Source organism: Sphingopyxis panaciterrulae, from assembly GCF_014199295.1.
Classification (GTDB): Bacteria; Pseudomonadota; Alphaproteobacteria; order Sphingomonadales; family Sphingomonadaceae; genus Sphingopyxis; species Sphingopyxis panaciterrulae.
On record NZ_JACIJH010000014.1, the window covers coordinates 74,503 to 91,133 of the forward strand.

At 65.6% G+C, this 16,631-nt stretch carries 14 protein-coding genes; 10 read left to right on the forward strand and 4 right to left on the reverse strand.

What is annotated here, in order from left to right; genetic code table 11:
• Positions 1–68: 68 nt before the first annotated feature.
• From FHR21_RS17100 to FHR21_RS17125, 6 genes are all read left to right on the forward strand, one after another.
• A complete protein-coding gene (locus tag FHR21_RS17100) occupies positions 69–455 on the forward strand; it encodes an endonuclease domain-containing protein (RefSeq protein WP_184100517.1) in 387 nt (128 codons plus the stop codon).
• The gene (gene dnaG / locus FHR21_RS17105) at positions 455–2,332 is read left to right on the forward strand and encodes a DNA primase (protein WP_184100519.1); all 1,878 of its coding nucleotides are present in this window, start codon (positions 455–457) and stop codon (positions 2,330–2,332) included. The genes FHR21_RS17100 and dnaG overlap by 1 nt, the downstream gene beginning before the upstream one ends.
• A 36-nt stretch (positions 2,333–2,368) precedes the next feature.
• Complete coding sequence (rpoD, locus tag FHR21_RS17110; RefSeq protein ID WP_184100521.1) at positions 2,369–4,378, forward strand: RNA polymerase sigma factor RpoD; 2,010 nt, start codon at positions 2,369–2,371, stop codon at positions 4,376–4,378.
• A 637-nt stretch (positions 4,379–5,015) separates the two neighbouring features.
• Positions 5,016–5,306, forward strand: coding sequence for a PspC domain-containing protein (locus FHR21_RS17115; RefSeq protein ID WP_246427294.1), 291 nt, complete (start codon positions 5,016–5,018; stop codon positions 5,304–5,306).
• 263 nt (positions 5,307–5,569) lie between these two features.
• Complete coding sequence (locus tag FHR21_RS17120) at positions 5,570–6,241, forward strand: DUF6975 family protein (RefSeq protein ID WP_184100523.1); 672 nt, start codon at positions 5,570–5,572, stop codon at positions 6,239–6,241.
• Between the two features lie 109 nt (positions 6,242–6,350).
• A complete protein-coding gene (locus FHR21_RS17125) occupies positions 6,351–7,196 on the forward strand; it encodes an AAA family ATPase (RefSeq protein ID WP_184100525.1) in 846 nt (281 codons plus the stop codon).
• A gap of 107 nt (positions 7,197–7,303) precedes the next feature.
• Here the strand turns inward: FHR21_RS17125 and FHR21_RS17130 are convergent, their stop codons facing one another.
• Entirely contained in the window at positions 7,304–8,701 is a 1,398-nt protein-coding gene (locus FHR21_RS17130) for a methyl-accepting chemotaxis protein (protein ID WP_184100527.1), read from the reverse strand.
• 134 nt (positions 8,702–8,835) lie between these two features.
• Here FHR21_RS17130 and FHR21_RS17135 point away from each other — a divergent pair, with 134 nt between their 5' ends.
• The 3 genes from FHR21_RS17135 (at position 8,836) to FHR21_RS17145 (ending at position 11,805) form a co-directional block, all read left to right on the forward strand.
• Positions 8,836–10,014, forward strand: a complete 1,179-nt coding sequence (locus FHR21_RS17135; RefSeq protein ID WP_184100529.1) for a vWA domain-containing protein — start codon at positions 8,836–8,838, stop codon at positions 10,012–10,014.
• 134 nt (positions 10,015–10,148) lie between these two features.
• Positions 10,149–10,955: a lipid II flippase Amj family protein gene (locus FHR21_RS17140; RefSeq protein WP_184100531.1), complete on the forward strand. Its 807-nt coding sequence runs from the start codon at positions 10,149–10,151 to the stop codon at positions 10,953–10,955.
• Positions 10,948–11,805: a DUF817 domain-containing protein gene (locus FHR21_RS17145; RefSeq protein WP_184100533.1), complete on the forward strand. Its 858-nt coding sequence runs from the start codon at positions 10,948–10,950 to the stop codon at positions 11,803–11,805. Before FHR21_RS17140 ends, FHR21_RS17145 begins: the two co-directional genes overlap by 8 nt.
• A 22-nt stretch (positions 11,806–11,827) precedes the next feature.
• Here FHR21_RS17145 and FHR21_RS17150 read toward each other — a convergent pair whose 3' ends face one another.
• The 3 genes from FHR21_RS17150 to FHR21_RS17160 all read right to left on the reverse strand — a co-directional run bounded on the left by FHR21_RS17150 (position 11,828) and on the right by FHR21_RS17160 (position 15,288).
• A complete protein-coding gene (locus FHR21_RS17150) occupies positions 11,828–13,075 on the reverse strand; it encodes a M24 family metallopeptidase (RefSeq protein WP_184100576.1) in 1,248 nt (415 codons plus the stop codon).
• A 123-nt stretch (positions 13,076–13,198) separates the two neighbouring features.
• Positions 13,199–14,401 carry an exo-beta-N-acetylmuramidase NamZ family protein gene (locus FHR21_RS17155; protein ID WP_184100578.1) on the reverse strand — a complete coding sequence of 401 codons (1,203 nt, stop codon included), beginning with the start codon at positions 14,399–14,401 and terminating at the stop codon, positions 13,199–13,201.
• A gap of 2 nt (positions 14,402–14,403) precedes the next feature.
• On the reverse strand, positions 14,404–15,288 hold the full coding sequence (locus FHR21_RS17160; RefSeq protein ID WP_184100535.1) for a GIY-YIG nuclease family protein: 885 nt from the start codon (positions 15,286–15,288) through the stop codon (positions 14,404–14,406).
• A 114-nt stretch (positions 15,289–15,402) separates the two neighbouring features.
• Here FHR21_RS17160 and tyrS point away from each other — a divergent pair, with 114 nt between their 5' ends.
• A complete protein-coding gene (gene tyrS / locus FHR21_RS17165; protein ID WP_184100537.1) occupies positions 15,403–16,629 on the forward strand; it encodes a tyrosine--tRNA ligase in 1,227 nt (408 codons plus the stop codon).
• Positions 16,630–16,631: the final 2 nt, after the last annotated feature.

Consider the following 16,631-nt stretch of genomic DNA (forward strand, 5'->3'; position numbering starts at 1 on the left):
GGGAACCGGTTGGGTGATTGGGCGCACATCTCCCCTCCCGCTTGCGGGAGGGGTCGGGGGAGGGCCTGTTGGACAAGGGCTACAAACGACCGACCGCGCGCTCTCGCGAACTCCGACTGAATGCAACCGACGCCGAACGAAAGCTTTGGCAGCAGATCAGCGCCCGAAAGGTTGCAGGCGTCCGCTTCAATCGCCAATTCCCTATCGGCTCCTTCATTTGCGACTTCGTTTCGCGCAGCGCTAGGCTCGTCATCGAAGTCGATGGCGGGCAGCACGCCGTTGATGTAGCGAAGGACGAAGCGCGCACGGCCTATCTGGAAGCACGAGGGTATCGGGTGATCCGGTTCTGGAACAATGATGTGTTGGAACGGATCGAGGGAGTCGTGAGCGAGATCGAGCGCGTGCTCGCGGACATGCCCTCCCCTAACCCCTCCCGCAAGCGGGAGGGGAACTGATGGCCCTCTCCCCCCAATGGCTGGACGAACTGCGATCGCGCGTCACGCTGTCGACCCTGATCGGGCGGACGGTGAAGATCACCCGCGCCGGGCGCGAGTATAAGGCGTGCTGTCCGTTCCATAACGAGAAGACGCCCAGCTTCACGATCAACGACGAAAAGGGCTTCTATCACTGTTTCGGCTGTTCGGCGCATGGCGATGCGATCCGCTGGATGACCGACCAGCGCGGCCTGTCGTTCATGGACGCGGTCAAGGAGCTTGCCGCCGAGGCGGGGATGGAGGTTCCTGCCCTCGACCCGCGCGCCGCCAAGAAGGCCGAGGCGCAGGCGAGCCTGCGCGACGTGACGCAGGCGGCCGCCGACTGGTTCGCGCAGCAGCTCGACAGTTCGAACGGCGCCCCGGCGCGCGATTATCTGACGAAGCGCGGGATTTCGGAGGCGACGCGGCGCGCCTTCGGCTTCGGCCTCGCGCCCGACAGCCGCAGCGCGCTGAAAGAGGCTCTCAAGACATTCCCGACCGCGATGCTCGTCGAATCGGGGATGCTGATTTCGGTCGAGGACAAGGAGCCTTACGACCGCTTCCGCGGCCGGTTGATGATCCCGATCCGCGATGCGCGCGGGCGGATCATCGCCTTCGGGGGGCGCATCCTCGGTGACGGCGAGCCCAAATATCTGAACTCGCCCGACACGCCGTTGTTCGACAAGGGGCGCACCCTCTTCAACCTCGACAAGGCGAGCCCCGCGTCGAGGCAGACGGGCCGGATCGTCGTCGTCGAGGGCTATATGGACGCAATCGCGCTCGCCGAGGCGGGGATCGCCGATGCGGTGGCGCCGCTCGGCACCGCGCTGACCGAGAACCAGCTCGGCATGCTCTGGCGGATGGTGCCGGTGCCCATCCTCTGCTTCGACGGCGACGCGGCGGGTCAGAAGGCGGCGATGCGCGCCGCGGCGCGCGCGCTGCCGCTGCTCCGCCCCGGCTTCAGCCTTGCCTTTGCGACGCTGCCCGCGGGGCAGGACCCCGACGATCTGGTCCGCGCGAAGGGCGCCGACGGCTTCACGGCGATCCTGGACGATGCGCAGCCGCTGGTCGAGCGGCTGTGGGCGCACGAGGTCGCGGCCGGGCCGCTGGCGACGCCCGAGGAGCGCGCGGCGCTCAAGACGCGGCTGCTGACCCACGCCGACGCGATCGAGGATGCCGACGTCCGCCACCATTATCGCGAAGCGTTCCGCGAGCGGCTCGACGCGCTCTTCACGCGGGCGCGGCCCGAGCGCGGCCCGCGCGTCCCCTGGGCGCCGCAGCAGCGGGGCGGCCGACGCTTCGGTCCCGACCCGCGATTGCAACCTCCGGGCGAGGAAACGCGTTCCATCGGCCAGGCCGGAATCGCGGCCCCGCTTGCCGCCGCGCTGATCGGCGGATTGCTGCGCCACCCGCAGGCGATCCGCCGCAACGAGGAGGCGCTGGCGCGGCTCGCGATTCCCGATTCCGGCGACGCCGAGCTGCTGGGCGCGATGCTTGACATCGCAAATGGTCAGGAAGGGCTTGATACCGAGGGGTTGCTTGCCATATTGGAGCCGATGAAAGTGTATAATAGGGCGACGACGCTGCTCAGAGCCGACGGAATGCACTTCTCGTTCAATCGACGGCTGGAAGACGGCGAAGGGGCCGCCGCGGCGCGGGAAACCGCGCTTCGCGACCTCGACGAATATATCGGCGTGCTGGTCACCCAGCCCGAAATCCGTGCCCGGCTGGCCGAGGCGACCGCGGATTTCCAGCGCACGATGGACGAAGAAGGCCTGGCGCGACAGCAAAAGCTGCGCGCGATGGACGAGGATCTGACCCGCCGCCTGGCTGCGCTCAGCGACAGCAGCCAGGGATGACGACCCAGTTGATGCCCCTTTAGGCAGGAAGAAAAGATGGCCACCAAGACTACCGCAGAGACCGACGCTCCGCTGATCGACCTCAACGAAGCCGACGTCAAAAAGCTGATCGCGCGCGGCAAGAAGCGCGGCTATCTGACCTATGACGAGCTGAACGAGGCGCTGCCGCAGGACCAGATGTCGTCCGAGCAGATCGAGGACATCATGTCCGCGATTTCCGACATGGGCATCAACATCGTCGAGAGCGACGAGGATGTGCAGGAGGAAGCCGAGCAGGAGGCCGAGGACGAGGTCGACGTCAGCGCCGGCACCGGATCGGTCTCCAACCCCGCGATCGAGAAGAAGAAGGAAACGGTCGACCGCACCGACGACCCGGTGCGCATGTATCTGCGCGAGATGGGCGCGGTCGAGCTGCTGAGCCGCGAGGGCGAGATCGCGATCGCCAAGCGCATCGAGGCGGGGCGCGACACGATGATCCTGGGCCTGTGCGAGAGCCCGCTGACCTTCAACGCGATCATCGAATGGTCGAACGCGCTCAACAACGGCGACATGCAGCTTCGCGAGATCCTGGATCTCGAGGCGATGCTGACCAAGGACCCGGCGCCCGAAAGCCTGGAGGACGAGGAAGAGGACGACGGCGAGATCAGCGAGAAGAATGCCGGCGTTTCGTTCAAGGACGAGGACGAGGTCGAGGAAGAACCCGAGGCCGACTCCGACGACGAAGAAGGCGGTTCGGCCAAGAAGCGCGAAAGCTTCGAGGAGGACGAGGAAGACAATACGCTGAGCCTCGCGGCGATGGAGGAGTTGCTGAAGCCCGACGCGCTCGAGAAATTCGCGGCGATCACCAAGAGCTTCAAGGCGTTCCAGAAGCTGCAGGACGCGCGGCTCGAGGCGCTGTCGACTGCCGGCGAGGAATTCCCCGCGGGGTCGGAAAGGAAATATCACAAGCTGCGCGAGGAACTGACCGCGCTGGTCGAGAGCGTGCAGTTCCACGGCACCAAGATCGAATATCTGGTCGACCAGCTCTATAGCTACAATCGGCGCCTGACCGCGCTGGGCGGCCAGATGCTGCGCCTCGCCGAGCGCCACAAGGTTCCGCGCAAGTCGTTCCTCGACCATTATGTCGGCCGCGAACTCGAAGAGAACTGGCTCGACGAGGTCGGCAAGATCGACAAGAAATGGGCCGCCTTCGCCGAGAATGAGGCGACGCCGGTCGACCGCATCCGCGTCGAGATCAGCGAGATCGCGCAGGCCGCGGGCATGAGCCTGATCGAATTCCGCCGCGTCGTGAACATGGTCCAGAAGGGCGAACGCGAGGCGCGCATCGCCAAGAAGGAAATGGTCGAGGCGAATCTGCGCCTCGTCATCTCGATCGCCAAGAAATACACCAACCGCGGGCTGCAGTTCCTCGACCTGATCCAGGAAGGCAACATCGGCCTGATGAAGGCGGTCGACAAGTTCGAATATCGCCGCGGCTACAAGTTCAGCACCTATGCGACCTGGTGGATTCGCCAGGCGATCACCCGCTCGATCGCCGATCAGGCGCGCACGATCCGCATCCCGGTTCACATGATCGAGACGATCAACAAGCTGGTGCGGTGCAGCCGTCAATTCCTGCACGAGAGCGGCCGCGAGCCGACGCCGGAGGAAATGGCCGAGCGCCTGTCGATGCCGCTGGAAAAGGTCCGCAAGGTGATGAAGATCGCCAAGGAGCCGATCAGCCTGGAAACGCCGATCGGCGACGAGGAGGATAGCCACCTCGGCGATTTCATCGAGGATAAGAATGCCGTGATCCCGGTCGATGCCGCGGTGCAGTCGAACCTCAAGGAAACGGTGACGCGCGTTCTGGCGTCGCTCACGCCGCGCGAAGAGCGGGTTCTGCGCATGCGCTTCGGCATCGGCATGAACACCGACCATACGCTGGAGGAGGTCGGCCAGCAGTTCAGCGTGACGCGCGAACGCATCCGCCAGATCGAGGCGAAGGCGCTGCGCAAGCTGAAGCACCCGTCGCGGTCGCGGAAGATGCGCTCTTTCTTGGATCAGTAGGCGGACAAAAGACTTTTCCTCCGTTCGTGCGGACCCCGGATCAAGTCGGCGATCATACCCTTGGCATCCGTAAGCCTCCTTACTTCGTCATTGCGAGCGGAGCGAAGCAATCCAGAGTGCGCGCAAACCGCTCTGGATTGCTTCGCTTCGCTCGCAATGACGGGATGACGGATGCGAAAGCGATAAGCGCCGATCAAGTCCGGGGAAGCATCGTCCTTTCCCTTGCGGTTCGGCAGGAAAGGAACGGCCCCCTTCGACAGGCTCAGAGCCTGCCCCCGCGAAGGCGGGGGGCGAACGGAGGTGGATGATAGTCGGCCCTTCGTCCATTCATCGAAAATCAAGGGGGACCGGTCTAACCGGCCACCGCTTTGTCATGCGGCGCCGGTAGGAGAGTCGCGTTCGCCCCATGGGGCGGCGTCCACTCTCCCGCTCCCGAGGCTCTGGCCATGACAAAATATCTGATCTGATGGTGTAGTTTCCCGCCCGATGGGGAAAATTCCCAGCACGACCTTGCCCAACGTCGGCGAGTCCACGAAAAATCGGGCGGGAAATCGGACATCAGCGAATTTGGCACGCCCCTTGCGAGGCTGGGGGCACGAGCAAGGGGCGATGCCCGCAGCCAAGAGGAAAGACAAAAATGGACAGCGAAACCACCAATCTCTTCCGCCGCCGCGATACCTTCTTCGGCATCTGCGAGGCCGTGGGCCAGGACTTCGGCTTCAACCCGCTGTGGCTGCGCCTTGCCTTCATCGCGCCGCTCTTTTTCTTCCCGGTCGAGAGCATCGCCGCCTATTTCGGCCTCGGCATCGTCGTGCTCGGCTCGCGCCTGCTCTTCCCGGCCCGCCGCACCGATGCGGCCGCGGCGCTGACGACGGTCGCGGGCGACGTTCCCGCCGCCGCCCGCGACGATATGGCGCTCGCCGCCTGACCCCATCGGCCGGGGCCGGACGGGCCTCCCTCTCCCCGTCCGGCCGGCCCCGACCCGCGGCCCGACCATCCACCGGGCCGCCCGTGCGACCGGCAAGCCTTTCCCGGCTTGCCGGTCGTTTCGCACCCCTCGTCCCTTTCCGGAACGGCTCGTCGTATTTCGCGGACTCGCATAAACGCGGCGTTTACGACGTTGCGCTATGGCTGATCGACCGACCCCTGTTGTCCGCGGCCCACCGGCCGCCCGCAAGCGAGGATGATGCGTTGAGCCGTTCGCCCCAGCCCAGACCGCAGATACGCGGCGTCGCCGACCTGCTCGATTCGCTGATCGCCAGCGAGGGCACCGGCGCGCATGCGCATGTCCGGTCGGGCGCGCTGTCGAGCGGCGTCCACGCGATGCGCAACCTGGCCGATGCAGTCCATTTCCTTTGCCTGCTCCACGGCCGCCATCCCGGCGTGATCGACGCCGCGGCGCGCAAGGCGGTCGACCCCGCCTCGCGCCAGTGGATGGACGAGGCGGCGGAGGCCTTCGCGCAGGAGCGCGCCTTCCTGTCCCGAATCACCGCCGCCGCCGGCCCGGTTCCGAGCACCCAGGGGCAGGACCAGTGCGAGGCCGCGGTCGCGGCGCAGTGCAAGGCGCTCGACATGCTCGCCGAATCCGACCGCCATGGCTGCGCGGTCGGCGCCGCGATCGCGCTGACCCTCGACTGGCGCACGATCCGCGTCCTGCTCGACATCAGCGCCCAGCGGCTCGACCTCGCGCCATCCCGCTGCACCTTGCCCGACCTGCCGGGCACCGCGCGGCTCGCCGGCACGATCGGCGACAGCCCGGCGGTCGAACGCGCGATGGTCTTTGGCGCGCAGCAGCTCATCGCCCAGCACAGCGGCCTGTGGGACCTGCTCGAAGCCCGCGCCGCCAGCCGGGCCGACGGCTGATCGTTCCCCCTCCCGCAAGCGGGACGGGAGATTGGGTTGCACCCTCCCCCGCCCATCGCTATGCCCGACCCAAAGTTGACGTTCACGTTAAGGGAAAGGCAGCGAGCCGATGCGTTTCGAGGGAACCAGCGCCTATATCGCGACCGACGATCTGAAGGTCGCGGTCAATGCCGCGACGATGCTGCGCCGCCCGTTGCTGGTGAAGGGCGAACCCGGCACCGGCAAGACGGTGCTGGCCGAGGAGATCGCCAAGGCCTTCGACGCCCCCCTCATCACCTGGAACATCAAGTCGACGACCAAGGCGCAGCAGGGCCTGTACGAATATGACGCGGTCGCGCGCCTGCGCGACGGCCAGCTCGGCGAAGAGCGCGTCCACGACATCCGCAACTATATCCGCCAGGGCAAATTGTGGGAGGCCTTCACCTCGCCCAAGCTGCCCGTGCTGCTGATCGACGAGATCGACAAGGCCGACATCGAATTTCCGAACGACCTGCTCCAGGAACTCGATCGCATGGCGTTCCACGTCTATGAGACCGACGAGACGATCACCGCGAAGGAGCGCCCGATCGTCGTCATCACCTCGAACAACGAAAAGGAACTGCCCGACGCCTTCCTGCGCCGCTGCTTCTTCCACTATATCAAATTCCCCGACCGCGATACGATGGCCGAGATCGTCGACGTCCATTTTCCCGGCATCCAGAAGACGCTGGTCAGCCGCGCCATGGATATCTTCTACGACGTGCGCGACGTGCCGGGGCTCAAGAAGAAGCCGTCGACCAGCGAGCTGATCGACTGGCTGAAGCTGCTGCTCGCCGAGGACATGCCGCTGGAGGTGCTCCAGAACCGCGACGTCGGCAAGGCGATCCCGCCGCTGCACGGCGCCTTGCTCAAGAATGAGCAGGACGTGATGCTGTTCGAAAAGCTCGCCTTCATGGCACGGCGGCAGGGGAGCTGAAACAACGCGTCATGGCGAGGAGCGTAGCGACGAAGCAATCTCCAGCTATCGGCCTTGCTCTAGCCCAGTAGCTGGAGATTGCGTCGCTTCGCTCGCAAGGACATCCATCAAAGCTGGTACGCCACCTCAACGTCGCCCCAGCGGCGGCCGCCGATCACCGCAGGCATATATACGTTGCGCACGGTGACATAGTTGATGCCGTCGCCCTCCTGACGATAGACGGTCATGAAGAAGGGCGCGGTGCTGCGCTTCGCCGCGGCGTCGGTTTCGTCGAACAGGATTCGCCCGTTGCGGCAGTGTGCGGTGTCGTGCTCGATATCGCCGGTGGGCGCGCGCGAGCAGTCGCTGATGTGGGTCGGCAGAAAACCGTTCATGTCGCCCGCGGACGACATCCTGATCTCGGGATGCCCGGCGACGATGCGGTCGAACAGCGGGCGCCAGTTGGCGTCGGCCCAGTCGCACAGGCTGGTGCGGAAGCGTTCGGGGTTCGACCCCGGCACGCGGACGTAATCCGTGTCGAAAAGCTGCTCCGCCGTCAGCTCGCCCTTGGCCAGCGCGGCTTCGGCGAGGCCGACGAATTCGTCGCGCACCTTCGCGGCCAGTTCGACGATGGCGGAATCGCGCGGAGACACGCCCGCCGAGATCACGGCGTTGAACATGCGGTTCGACACATGCTCCATCGTCAGGATCGAATCGCGGGTGTCGCCCAGCGTCGTGCCGTTCTCGCGCACCGAGGCGACGACGCGGTCGACCGCCTCGCGCACGCGGGCGCCGTTCGCGTGGACCATCGCGCTCGACTGCGCGATGCGGTCGCTCTGGTCGTCGAGCAGCGCGACGAGGTGGGTCGCGTCGTGCAGCGCGTCGGTGATCGTCTCGAACTGCGCCTCGGCGCGGCTCGACTGTTCGACCCCCGACTGGATTTCGGTGACCAGCCCGCTCGCCTCGGTCGCGAGGCTGCCGATCGAGCGGCGGATCTCGTCGGTCGCGCCGCGCGTGTTCTGCGCCAGCTTCTTCACCTCGGCGGCGACGACCGCGAAAGTGCGTCCGGCATCGCCGGCGCGTTCGGCCTCGATCGCGGCGTTCAGGGCGAGCATGTTGGTGGTCTTGGCGATCGATTCGATCGACTGGCTGACCTGCTGCACCTGCTCCATCACCGCGGCGAAATTGGTGACATGCTGGCCGAGCCGCGCGACGAGGTCGATGACCGACCGGAATTCGGCGACCGCGCTGTTCACGCGCTCGGCCCCGACGTCGAGCTGTTCGCAGGCGCGCGCCGACAGCAGCTTCGCCTCGTCGGTCGAATCGGCGATCTGACGCTGATCGGCCTCCAGCCCCGCGACATAATCCTCGAGCCGGCCGAGTTCGGCGATCTGGCGGTCCATCTGGTCTGTCGCCCGCTTGATCCGCCCCGCCGCCTCGCTGCACCCGACGGCCAGCTCGCCGCAATCGCTCGCGACCGACTGGTCGAGGATCGGCTGGGCCGAGGTGATCGGATCATATTTCATTGCGGCACCCATGGATGACAATCGAGCGGTCATGCCGGACAATGGTTAACGCGGGGTCAATGGATGGAGCGGGCGATGCTTTCCGTTTACGTAAAGTGATTGCGCCCGCCGCGCCGACGGGTTACGCCTACCCGATGTTTTTCGGCTTCCTCGACGAGCTGCGCGCCGCGGGCATTCCCGCCAGCCTGAAAGAGCATCTGATGCTGCTGGAGGCGCTCGACCGCGAGGTGATCGACCGCAGTCCCGAGCAATTCTATTACCTCTCGCGCGCCATCTATGTGAAGGACGAGGGGCTGCTCGACCGCTTCGACCAGGTGTTCAACAAGGTCTTCAAGGGGCTGCTCGCCGATTACGGCCAGGCGCCGGTCGACATTCCCGAGGAATGGCTGAAGGCGGTGGCCGAGAAATATCTGACCCCCGAGGAGATGGAGGCGATCAAGTCGCTCGGCTCGTGGGACGAGATCATGGAGACGCTGAAGAAGCGACTCGAGGAGCAGCAGAAACGCCACCAGGGCGGCAACAAATGGATCGGCACCGGCGGCACCTCGCCCTTCGGCAACTCCGGCTACAACCCGGAAGGCGTGCGGATCGGCGGCGAGAGCAAGCACAAGCGTGCGCTGAAAGTCTGGGAAAAGCGCGAGTTCCAGAATCTCGACAACACCAAGGAACTCGGCACCCGCAACATCAAGATCGCGCTGCGCCGTCTGCGCAAGTTCGCGCGCGAAGGCGCGGCCGACGAGCTCGACATCCCCGGTACGATCGACGGCACCGCGCGGCAGGGCTGGCTCGACATCCGCATGCGCCCGGAGCGGCGCAACGCGGTCAAGCTGCTGCTGTTCCTCGACGTCGGCGGGTCGATGGACCCGTTCATCAAGCTGTGCGAGGAGTTGTTCAGCGCCGCGACGAGCGAGTTCAAGAATCTGGAATTCTTTTATTTCCACAACTGCCCCTATGAAGGGGTGTGGAAGGACAACAAGCGCCGCTGGTCCGAACGCACGCCGATGTGGGATATCCTCCACAAATATGGCCATGATTATAAGCTGGTGTTCGTCGGCGACGCGTCGATGAGCGCCTATGAGATCAGCCATCCGGGCGGCAGCGTCGAACATTTCAACGAAGAATCGGGCGCGGTCTGGGTCCAGCGGATGACCAACGTCTATCCCGCCGCGGTGTGGCTGAACCCGGTGCCCGAGGCGCATTGGGGCTACACCCAGTCGGTCAAGATGATCAAACAGTTGATGAACGACCGCATGTATCCGCTGACGCTGGCGGGGCTGGACGACGCGATGCGTGAGTTGACGCGCAAGCATTGATCCGGGCGTCGAATGAATCGTCATTGCGAGCGGCGAAGCCGCGTGGCAATCCAGAGGCCCCGTAAACCGTCCTGGATTGCTTCGCTTCGCTCGCAATGACGCGGAATCCGGGTTCCTCACAATAGGCCCGGACGATGTTCGACCTCCCCCTCGTCACCATCCTTCTTCTCACCGGCTTCATCAACCTGATCGGCGCCCTCGCCTACGCCGCGCGGATCGCGGGGGTGCGGACGCGGCGGATCGCCATGTCGTTCGCGCTGTTCAACATCCTCGTCCTCTTCTCGCGCACCTCGAACAGCTTTCTTGGCCCCTTCCTCGCCAAAAGGATCGAGACGCGGATTCACGACGGCAGCGGCGCATCGCTGTTCGTCGACATGCAGTTCGTCCTCGCCGCGGCGAGCGTCGCGACGCTGGTCGGCATCCTGCTCGTCCCGACCGGGCAGCGCATGTTCGCGGCGGCGATCGGCTGGTATCAGGACAATCGCTCGACGACGAAGCTCGCGCTGAAGGCCGCCAGCCCGAGCGGGCTGCGCACGCTGCGCCGGTCGCTGCGCCTGCCCAGCCTCGGGCATTTGCGCGGCTGGCACATGCCGCAAGGGATCGGCTGGGGGGTGCTGATCGCCAATTGCCTGGCGCAATCGCTGCTCGCCGTCGGGGTCGTCGCGTCGCTCTATGCCGGCTATCTCGCCCCCGAATATCGCGTCACCGCCTCGCAATTGTCCGCCCTCATCAATGGCTTCGCGACCATCCTGCTCTTCGCCTTCATCGACCCGCAGCTTTCGGTGATGACCGACGACGCGGTCGAGGGGCAGGTCGGCGAGGCCGATTTCCGCCGCGCGATCGCCCTTATCTCGCTGAGCCGCCTCGCAGGAACCATCCTGGCGCAGGCGCTGCTGCTTCCCGCCGCGTCGCTGATCGCGCTGGTCGCCGTCCATGTCTGAGCCGCGCCGCGCCCATTCGCGCTTCTACCGGGTCCGCACGCGGCTCGAGGCGATGGCGGTCGAGCCGGGACCGCGCGGCTGGTTCCTCGAATTCCTCGTTTTCGGCTTCAAGCAGGGCTGGGCCTGCCTGTTCGGCGCGCTGATGCTGGCGCTGCTGCTCGCGACACATTTCCTGTGGCCCGAGGACGCGCCAATTCACCGCTATGACGCGCTGACCATGGGTGCGGTGCTGATCCAGCTTTCGATGCTCCTCTTCCGGCTGGAAACGCCGAAAGAGGCCGTCGTCATCCTGATCTTCCACATCGTCGGCACGGTGATGGAACTGTTCAAGACCGCCGCAGGATCGTGGCAATATCCCGAGGCGAGCCTGCTGCATATCGGCGCGGTGCCGCTCTTTTCGGGCTTCATGTATGCCGCGGTCGGCAGCTATATCGCGCGCGTCTGGCGCATCTTCGATTTCCGCTACACCCGTTATCCGCCCGCCTGGGCGACCTGGGCGCTCGCGACGGCGATCTATGTCAATTTCTTTGCGCACCACTGGCTGCCCGACATTCGCTGGCTGCTCTTCGCGGCAACCGCGCTACTGTTCTGGCGCTGTCAGGTATGGTTTCGCCCGCTGCATGTCCACCGCCGCATGCCGCTGCTCGTCGGCTGGGGCCTCGTCGCGCTGTTCATCTGGTTCGCCGAGAATATCGGCACCTTCGCCCGCGCGTGGCGCTATCCGAACCAGGAAGCCGGCTGGCAGATGGTCGGAATCGAAAAGCTGGGAAGCTGGTATCTGCTGATGATCATCAGCTTCGTGCTGGTCAGCCTGGTGCAGCGGCCGCGGGGGCTGGATACACCCCCATGATCCGTTCGGGGTCGGGTTCAACCTATCCTATGGGATCGTCGAGCGACAGCGGCGGCTTGCTGAACCACAGCGGGCCGCTTTCGGTCATGTGGAAGCAATCCTCTATGCGGATGCCGAATTCGCCGGGGATGTAGATGCCGGGTTCGTTCGAGAAGCACATGCCGGGGGCGAGCCGCGTCGCCTCTCCGCGCACCAGGTTGACCGGCTCGTGCCCGTCAAGCCCGATGCCGTGGCCGGTGCGGTGCGAGGTGCCGGGAAGCTTGTAGCCGGGGCCATAGCCGAGCCCTTCGTAATAGGCGCGCACCGCGTCGTCGACCTGCCCCGCGGGGGTGCCGACCTTCGCCGCCTCGAAAGCGACGAGCTGACCCTGCCGCATCTGTTCCCACACCTGCCGCTGGCGCGCGGTCGCGGTACCGTGGACCCAGCTTCGCGACACGTCGGACTGATAGCCATGGACGTTACAGCCGCAATCCATCAGCACCACCTCGCCCGGCCGCACGATCTGCGGCTGACCGCTGCCGTGCGGATAGGCGCTCGCCTCGCCGAGCAGGACCAGCGCGAATTCGGGCGACCCGCCGAGCGCCTTCGTCGCGCCGTTCATGAGCGCCCCGACATCGGCACGCGTCATCCCCGCCTCGACCCGCGGCGCGGTGTAGCGATAGGCGGCCATGGTGATGTCGGTGGCCAACTGCATCAGCGCGATCTCGGCCGCCGATTTCACCATCCGGCATCCGCGCACGACCGGCGCGCCATTGACTATGGTGACGCCCGGCATCGCCTTTTCGAGTCCATCGACCGCAAAGTATCGCACCGTTTCCTCGACGCCGACGCGTCCCCTGGCCAGCCCGCGTTTGCCAAGCCACGCCGCGACCGCCGCGAGCGGATTCTCATCCTCGTTCCAGGTCAGCACCTCTGCCTCCACGCCCAGGCTTTCACGCACCGACGGTTCCTCGAAAAAGGGGGTGACGATCGCCACCTCGCCCTCGCGCGTGAGCACCGCGGCGGTCAGCCGCTCGCTCCGTCCCCAGCGGACGCCGGTGAAATAGATGAGGCTGGCACCGGGCTCGATCAGCAGCGCGTCCATGTCGTTGGCACGCAGTAATTCGGTCGCCTTGGCCAGCCGCGCCTGGCGTTCCGCGGCGCCGATCGGCTGTGCATCCTTCGCCATGTTGGCGAGACCCGCAAAATCCTCCGCCGCCCAGCTTGCCGCGGGCAGGCCGACCGCCAGCCCGCCGAGCGCCGCCGCGCCCATGAATTGCCGTCGATGCATGGTCTCAACCACCCCTTTTTCCCATTTGCCCTGAGCTTGTCGAAGGGCCGTTTTTCCTGCTCCGTCCGAAGAAAAGGACAGCCCATCGACAAGCTCGGGGCAAATGGAGGAGGAAGATAATGTTCAATATAATAGCAATTCTGCAATCTCTTCGCGCCAGCCCGCCTCGTCGGGCACCGCGAGCGCATCGAGATCGCCCGGCTTTGCGCCCGCATCGTCGACCCATTCGCGCAGCAGCGGCGAGCCGTTGATCACGTCGATCGCGAGCACATCGTCGGTGTATTCATATTTGAAGTCGGTGCCACGCCAGATCGGATAGTCGGGATAAAGGCTGCGGATCGCCTTGAAGCCCAGCGCCTGCACGCGCCACGGGCGAAAGGCGGCGGGGTCGTACCATGGTCCTTCGGCATGAATATGGACGCCGCTGTTGAGCGCGCCGACATGCTTGTGGAAGGTCGGCTGAAACCAGATGTCGCGCAGCTTGCAGCCGCCGAGCCATTCGGGCGCGAGGCGGTGCATTTCGGCAATGACCGCGCGCGCGTCGATGTCGGGCGCGCCGAACAGTTCGAGCGGGCGCGTCGTTCCCCTGCCCTCGCTCAGCGTCGCGCCCTCGACCATCACCGTCCCGGCATAGGCGCGCGCCATATTGACGTTGGCGGCGTTGGGGCTGGGGTTGATCCATAGGCGTTCGGGCGGCCAGCCGAAGCCCGGCGCGGCGTCGGGCTCCCACCCCGCCATTTCGATCACGCGATACTCGACGTTCAGCCCGAAATGGCGGATGAACCAATGTCCCATCTCGCCCATCGTCAGCCCGTGGCGCATCATCATCGGCCCGGCGCCCACGAAGCTCTCCCAGCCCGCGCGTAGCCGCGTGCCCTCGACCGGGCGGCCGGCGGGGTTGGGCCGGTCGAGCACCCACACCGCCTTGCCGTGCTGCGCCGCGGCCTCGAGCATGTAGAGCAGGGTCGTGACATAAGTGTAGATGCGGCAGCCGAGGTCCTGAAGGTCGACCAGCATCACGTCGAACATGTGCATCGATTGACCGGTCGGCCGGCGGACCTCGCCATAGAGGCTGAACACCGGCATGCCATAAGTCGGATCGGTGAAGTCGGGCGACTCCATCATATTGTCCTGAAGGTCGCCGCGCACGCCGTGCTGCGGCCCGAAGACCGCGGTGACGTTCACCCCCGCCGCGACCAGCGCGTCGAGGCTGTGGGTCAGGTCCGCGGTGACCGACGCCGGGTGCGCGAGCAATGCAACGCGCCGCCCCTCCAGCGGCTTGCGCAGATCGGGCTCGGCGAGCAGGCGGTCGATGCCGAAGGACAGGGTCATGCGCCGTCCGGTGCCCCAAGCGCCAGCGCAAAGCAATCGGGATGATGGAAATCGGGCTTGCCGGGCGGGTGGCGGAGTGCCCAATAGGATTTGGTGCCGTCGGTTTCTTCGATGACGGCGGAGAGGGCGACTCGGACAGGGCCAGCCGCTTCGAGATAGATCGTCGGCGCGATCACAAATCCCCCATTTCGTTCGGGCATCCCGATGCGGGGGGCCGGTATCACCGTCAGGGCGGCCGCCCGTCGATATTGATCGAATGCGTAGGTCGCCCACCGTCGAGCGGGGTCGAAATTGAACTCTATATAGGCGCTGCCGCCTTCGGGTTTTACGAAAGCCTCGAAACATGTCCGCTCCCAAAGCCGGTCCGCCTGGGCGGGCGGGAGGGGCGCCGGGAGATGGAGCCTTCCGAGATCGCCGGTCAGCTTATAGCTGAGCGCGAGGGCACGGCCTTCCCTGCGGATATCGATGCTTATGCCCTGAACCGCGGACGAAGGCGTTTGGGGATGGCAGGACAAGGGCAGCCCTTCGACAAGCTCAGGGCGAACGGGTGTGGGGGGGACCGGCATTTCTCTCTCCGTTCGTCCTGAGCTTGTCGAAGGACCGTTCTTGCCTTTTGCCAAGACCGAAATCCTATTCCAGTCGCCGCGGATCAGCGCCATTTTCTTCGCCCGGCTCCAGCCCTTGATGCGGCGTTCGGCTTCCAGCGCTTCGATGCGGGTCGGGAATTCCTGACTCCAGACGAGGGCTACAGGCAGTCTGTCCGCGGTGAATCCCGGAAATTCCCCCGATTCATGCTGCGCCATACGATGCGTCAGATTGTCGGTGTGCCCGGTATAATAGGCCCCGCCCCTACAGTGCAGCATATAGGCCCAGAAGCTCATGCAAGAGGTTTAGAAGGAAGCACGGCCCTTCGACAAGCTCGGAGCCTGCCCCGCGAAAGCAGGGGGCGAACGGTGTTGGGTTTGCGCCCTTCGCGTGCTAAGCGCCCGCGCGCCATGACCCATTACAAATCCGACCTGCTGCGCCTGCTCGACGAGCGGGGCTATATCCACCAGACGACCGACGCGGAAGGGCTCGATGCGCTCGCGGCGAAGCAGGTCGTGCCCGGCTATATCGGCTTCGACGCGACCGCGCCCAGCCTGCATGTCGGCAGCCTGGTCCAGATCATGCTGCTCCGCCGGCTCCAGCAGGCGGGGCACAAGCCGGTCGTGCTGATGGGCGGCGGGACGACGCGGATCGGCGACCCGACGGGGCGCGACGAGAGCCGCAGGATGCTGGACGACGCGACGATCGAGGCGAATATCGCGTCGATCCGCACCATCTTCGAACCCTTCCTGACCTTTGGCGACGGGCCGGCCGACGCGGTGATGGTCAACAATCACGACTGGCTCGGCCAGCTCGGCTACATCGAATTGCTGCAGGAAGTGGGCACGCATTTCACGATCAACCGGATGCTGACCTTCGATTCGGTCAAGCTGCGGCTCGACCGCGAACAGCCGATGACCTTCCTCGAATTCAACTACATGATCCTTCAGGGTTATGATTTCCGCCATCTGTCGAAGGCGATGGGGGTGCGGTTGCAGATGGGCGGGTCGGACCAGTGGGGCAATATCGTCAACGGCGTCGAGCTGGGGCGCCGGATGGACGGCGCCGAGCTTTACGGCGTCACGACGCCGCTGCTGACCACCGCGGCGGGCGCCAAGATGGGCAAGACCGCCGCCGGCGCGGTGTGGCTGAACGCCGATCAACTGTCCCATTTTGACTATTGGCAATATTGGCGCAACAGCGACGACCGCGACGTCGGGCGGTTCCTGCGGCTGTTCACCGACCTGCCTCTCGACGAGATCGCGCGGCTGGAAACGCTCGAAGGCGCGGAGATCAACGAGGCGAAGAAGATCCTCGCGAACGAGGCGACGGCGATGTGCCGCGGCGCCGAAGCGGCGCGCACGGCCGCCGAGACCGCCGCGCAAACCTTTGAAAAAGGGCATATCGGCGGCGACCTGCCGCAGATCGCGGCGCCGGCGGAGGGGCTTCGCATCCTCGACGCGCTGCGCGAACTCGGCTTCGCGGGCTCGAACAAGGAGGCGCGGCGCAAGCTCGACGAGGGCGCGGTGAAGGTCGACGGCGTCGTGATCCGCGACCCGCACCACCTGATCCAGCCCGCCGCCGAGCCGGTTCCGGTGAGCCTGGGCGCCAAGCGCCACGGCCTCGTCATCCGATGAGC